The organism is Pseudomonas sp. GZD-209 (genome assembly GCF_049310485.1).
GTDB lineage: Bacteria > Pseudomonadota > Gammaproteobacteria > Pseudomonadales > Pseudomonadaceae > Aquipseudomonas > Aquipseudomonas sichuanensis.
On record NZ_JBMOWQ010000075.1, the window covers coordinates 1 to 4,825 of the forward strand.

At 66.9% G+C, this 4,825-nt stretch carries 5 protein-coding genes; 4 read left to right on the top strand and 1 reads right to left on the bottom strand.

What is annotated here, in order from left to right; all coding sequences use genetic code 11:
- Nucleotides 1–17 precede the first annotated feature (17 nt).
- A complete protein-coding gene (locus ACO6VM_RS10750; RefSeq protein WP_347151585.1) occupies nt 18–929 on the bottom strand; it encodes a LysR family transcriptional regulator in 912 nt (303 codons plus the stop codon).
- Between the two features lie 128 nt (nt 930–1,057).
- On the opposite strand from ACO6VM_RS10750, the gene ACO6VM_RS10755 reads away from it, so the two are divergent.
- The 4 genes from ACO6VM_RS10755 to ACO6VM_RS10770 are packed head-to-tail and all read left to right on the top strand — an operon-like array spanning nt 1,058 to nt 4,746.
- On the top strand, nt 1,058–2,344 hold the full coding sequence (locus ACO6VM_RS10755) for an MFS transporter (protein ID WP_422403238.1): 1,287 nt from the start codon (nt 1,058–1,060) through the stop codon (nt 2,342–2,344).
- A gap of 10 nt (nt 2,345–2,354) precedes the next feature.
- Nucleotides 2,355–3,134, top strand: a complete 780-nt coding sequence (locus tag ACO6VM_RS10760; RefSeq protein ID WP_390967665.1) for a 5-oxoprolinase subunit PxpA — start codon at nt 2,355–2,357, stop codon at nt 3,132–3,134.
- Nucleotides 3,131–3,826, top strand: coding sequence for a 5-oxoprolinase subunit PxpB (gene pxpB, locus ACO6VM_RS10765; RefSeq protein ID WP_401057698.1), 696 nt, complete (start codon nt 3,131–3,133; stop codon nt 3,824–3,826). The genes ACO6VM_RS10760 and pxpB overlap by 4 nt, the downstream gene beginning before the upstream one ends.
- The gene (locus ACO6VM_RS10770; RefSeq protein ID WP_422403239.1) at nt 3,823–4,746 is read left to right on the top strand and encodes a biotin-dependent carboxyltransferase family protein; all 924 of its coding nucleotides are present in this window, start codon (nt 3,823–3,825) and stop codon (nt 4,744–4,746) included. The genes pxpB and ACO6VM_RS10770 overlap by 4 nt, the downstream gene beginning before the upstream one ends.
- Nucleotides 4,747–4,825 lie beyond the last annotated feature (79 nt).

Genomic DNA, 4,825 nt, shown 5'->3' on the forward strand with positions numbered 1-4,825 from the left:
CCCCCCGATAGGGCCCTTCAGACCAACACAATCCGCTGCCCCCCCACATCCCGCGCATAGCGCTCCAGCACCTGTCGGCAAACCCCCACCACCTCGTCCACCAGCGCCACCCCGGTCTGCCAGGCCACCACCAGTTCCAGGCTCGGCGGTGGCTGCAACCCCTCCAGCAGCACCAGTTCTCCCCGGCTCAACTCGCTGTCCACCAGCGCCGGCGGCAGCGCGCCGATGCCAAAGCCATCGCGCAGCAAGCGGGTGATCGCCGCCACCGAGTTCACGCAGTTCAAACGCGGCGCCTCGGCCCCGGCACCCTGCAACAGGCTGAGCACCTCCTGGTGAGGCCGTGAATTCTTCGAGAAGGTGACGATGCGTTCGCGGCCCAGTTCAGCCAGCGACCCATAGTCACGGTGGTGGATGGAGCCGGCGGCAACGATCCAGCCCATGGGATAACGCGCCAGGTCCAGGCTGCGGATCGACGGTTCGCGCAGCAGGTCGGTTTGCAGGATCACGTCGAGAAAGCCCTTGTGCAGCTGTTCGCGCAGGTTCAGCGCGGTGTCGGCCACCAGTTCGATCTCCACCTGCGGATAGCGTTCGGTAAGCTCCGCCACCAGCGCGCTCATCCAGGTGTGGATCACCGTGTCCATGACCCCCAGGCGAATCCGCCCGGTCTTGGCCCGGTCGCTGTCCAGCGACTGCTTCATGGCCTTGGCGGTGTCGAGCATGCGTTCGGCATATTCGAGCACCTTGCTGCCCTCGGGCGTCAGGCTGACCCCGCGCGAGTCGCGCAACAGCAGTTTCACCCCAAGGTCGGCCTCCAGCGCGGCGATGCGGCTGGACACCGAGGCCTGGGTGGTGAACAGCTTCTCGGCGGTGAGGCGGAAGCTCTTGAGCCGGGCGACCCAGACGAAGGTTTCGAGGAAACGAAGGTTCATGATCAGTTTTTCTTGTTCCAGACCGGCGGATTTTCTCGTTGGACGCTTGAGGCGCTGGCTCTGAACATGGCAGTCAGGCCGCGACCTCGACGTCGCCCGTAAAACAATACCAACAAGCCGAGGCATACATGAACCCGACCGGCGTGCAGCAGCAGGCCCCCGCCCGATCCTCGAGCGGCCCCTTCGCCTGGTACCGCGACATCGACTCCCAGCAACGACGCACCTTCTGGAGCTGCAAGATCGGCTATGGCCTGGACGGCATGGACACCCAGATGCTCAGTTTCGTCGTGCCGACCCTGATCATGCTCTGGGGCATCAGCACCACCGAGGCCGGGTTGATCCACACCAGCACGCTGATCGCCTCGGCCCTGGGCGGCTGGATCGCCGGCATCCTCTCCGACCGCATCGGCCGGGTACGCACCCTGCAACTGACGGTGCTGTGGTTCGCCTTCTTCACCTTCCTCTGCGGCTTCGCCCAGAACTACGAGCAACTGCTGATCGCCCGCACCCTGATGGGCTTCGGCTTCGGCGGCGAATGGACTGCCGGCGCGGTGCTGATCGGCGAGGTGATCCGCGCCCAGGACCGTGGCAAGGCGGTGGGCATGGTGCAGTCGGGCTGGGCCATCGGCTGGGGCCTGACCGCCATCCTCTATGCGCTGCTGTTCTCCTGGCTGCCGCCTGAACAAGCCTGGCGCGCGCTGTTCCTGCTCGGCCTGCTGCCGGCGCTGTTCGTGATCTTCGTGCGCCGCCTGGTCAAGGACCCGGAGGTCTATCGCGAGGCCAAGGCCGCCGAAAGCGCTGCCGAGCCTTCGCATTTCTACGAGATCTTCGCCCCCGGCATGCTCTGGATTACCGTGCGTGCTTCGCTGCTGACCACCGGGGCGCTGGGCGGTTACTACGCGATCACCTCGTGGCTGCCGACTTTCCTCAAGAACGAGCGCGGCCTGAGCGTGCTCGGCACCGGCGGCTACCTGGCCATGGTGATCGTCGGCTCCTATATCGGCTACGTGGTCAGCGCGTACCTGTCCGACCTGCTGGGGCGCAAGAAGAACTTCATCCTGTTCGCCGTGGGTTCGTTCGTCATCGTGCTGCTCTACACCCAGCTGCCGGTCAGCAATGACGTGATGCTGTGGCTGGGCTTGCCGTTGGGCTTCTTCGCCTCGGGCATCTTCAGCGGCATGGGCGCCTTCCTCACCGAACTGTTCCCCACCCGTATCCGCGGCTCGGGGCAGGGCTTCTGCTACAACGTCGGCAAGGTCTTCGCGGCATTGTTCCCGCTGCTGATCGGCCTGCTCAGCCAGAAAGTACCCCTGGGGTTGGGCATTGGCGCCTTCGCTGCGGTGTCCTATGGCGTGGTGATCCTGGCGGCGCTGAGCCTGCCGGAAACCCGCGGCAAACAACTGCTGGCACGTTAAGGTAGGCAGCATGAACATCGACACGGGAATCAGCCAAGTGAAACGCCTGCTACTCAATTGCGACATGGGCGAGAGTTTCGGCAGCTGGCGCATGGGCCTGGATGCCGAGGTGATGCCGTACATCGATTGCGCCAACATCGCCTGCGGCTACCACGCCGGCGACCCGGGCACCATGCGCCGCACCGTGGCCCTGGCGCTGGAGCATGGCGTGACCATTGGCGCGCATCCGGCCTACCCGGACCTGGTGGGCTTCGGTCGCCGCTCCATGGCCTGCAGCAGCGAGGAGATCCGCGACCTGCTGCACTACCAGATCGGCGCGCTGGATGGCATCTGCAAGGTGCAGGGCAGCCGGGTGGCCTACATCAAGCCCCATGGCGCGCTGTACAACGACATGATGGCCGACCCGCAAAAGCTGCGTGCCGTGCTCGAGGCCGTGGCCGCTTACGGCAGCGACCTGCCGTTGATGCTGATGGCCACCGCTGACAACAGTGCCGCCCAGGCCCTGGGCGACGAGATCGGCGTGCCGCTGTGGTTCGAAGCCTTCGCCGACCGTGCCTACACCGCCAGCGGTCACCTGGTGTCGCGGCGCCTGCCGGGCGCGGTGCACCACGACCCGGCCCTGGTGGTCGAGCAGGCATTGCGCCTGGCCCGGGGTGAAGCACTGGTGGCTGATAACGGCAGCGCTGTGGGGCTGAACGCCAGCACCCTGTGCGTGCATGGCGACAACGAAAGCTCGGTGGCCGCCGTACGCCAGATCCGCCAGGCCCTCGACGCGCTGGAGCTGCCATGACGCCGCGTATCGAGGTGGTGGCGTTCGACAGCCTGATGGTGCGCCTGTTCGAGCGTATCGATGAGGCCAACATGCCCTGGATTCTCGCCGCCAGCCAGCGCCTGCGAGCGGTGTTCGGCGCGCAGTTGATCGACCTGGTGCCGTCCTATACCACGCTGATGGTGCAGTTCGACCTGGCACCGAACGCGGCGCGCCAGCGCATCGTGCAGGCATTCGAAGGGTTGCAGCCGGACCCCGGCAGCGCCGGGCGGCGCCACGAAATCCCGGTGTGGTACCACGCCAGTGTCGGCCCTGAATTGCCACTGCTGGCCGCCCGCAGCGGGCTGAGTGAAGCCGAGGTGATCGGCCTGCACAGCGGGCGCGACTATCCGGTATTTGCCTTGGGTTTCGCCCCCGGCTTCGGCTTCATGGGCCTGGTCGACGAGCGCCTGGCCAGCCCGCGCCTGAGCACCCCGCGCAAGCGCGTGGCGGCGGGCAGCGTGGGCATCGCCGAACGCCAGACGGCCGCTTACCCTGCGGTATCGCCGGGCGGCTGGAACCTGATCGGGCGCACCCCGGTGCGCCTGTTCGACCGTGAGCGCGAAGGCTACAGCCTGCTGCAGCCGGGCGACCGGGTACGTTTCGTGGCGGTTGACCGCCGTGAGTTCATCACCTTGGGCGGCGACGACAGCCCGTTGGAGGCCCAGGCATGAGCCAGTTGCGGATCGAGGCCAGCACCGCGCTGTGCCTGTTGCAGGATGCCGGGCGTTTCGGTGTGCGCCACCTGGGTGTGACCCAGGGCGGGGCGTTGGATTGGGTGGCCATGCGCTGGGCCAACTGGCTGCTGGGCAATGACCTGGATTGCGCCGTGGTCGAGATCGCCCTGGGCGGTTTCAGCGTGGTCGCCGAACAGGATTGCGTACTGGCGTTGGCCGGTGCCGACCTGGATGCGCGTATCGATGACCAGCCAGTGGCGCCTTGGCGCAGCTTCAGGCTGGGCAAGGGGCAGCAGTTGAGCTTGCGTCAGCCGCGCCAGGGCGCGCGGGCTTATCTGGCGGCGCCCGGCGGATTCGCGGGTGAGGTGGTGCTGGGCAGTTGTGCGACGGTGGTGCGCGAAGCCTTGGGTGGCTTGGATGGGCAGGGCCGGGCGTTGCTCAAAGGAGAGGTGTTGCACGCGGGTGCTGCCATCGCGGGGCAAGCCCGCTCCCACGTGCCTGAAACGGTGCGTCCGGTGTATGCCGAGAAGCCGCTGCTGGACCTGGTGATGGGCGCGCAGATTGGCGACTTCAGCGGTACCAGTTTGTTCGAGGCGTTCAATCGTGACTGGACATTGGACAGTCGTGCCGACCGCATGGGCATCCGCCTGTTGGGGCCGCAGCTGGTGTACCAGGGGGCGCCAATGATTTCCGAGGGCATCCCGCTGGGCGCGGTGCAGGTGCCGCCGGACGGGCAGCCGATCGTGCTGCTCAATGACCGGCAGACCATTGGTGGCTATCCGCGGCTGGGCGCGTTGACGCCGCTGGCGCTGGCGCAACTGGCGCAGTGCATGCCGGGGGCGGTGGTGCGGTTCCGGGCGGTGGTGCAGGATGAGGCGTGGCGGGAGCAGCAGGCATATTTGCGCAGGTGGAGGTGAGTCTGCCGGCCTCATCGCGGGGCAAGCCCGCTCCCACGCCATTTCCACGAGCGTATGGCGTGGGAGCGGGCTTGCCCCG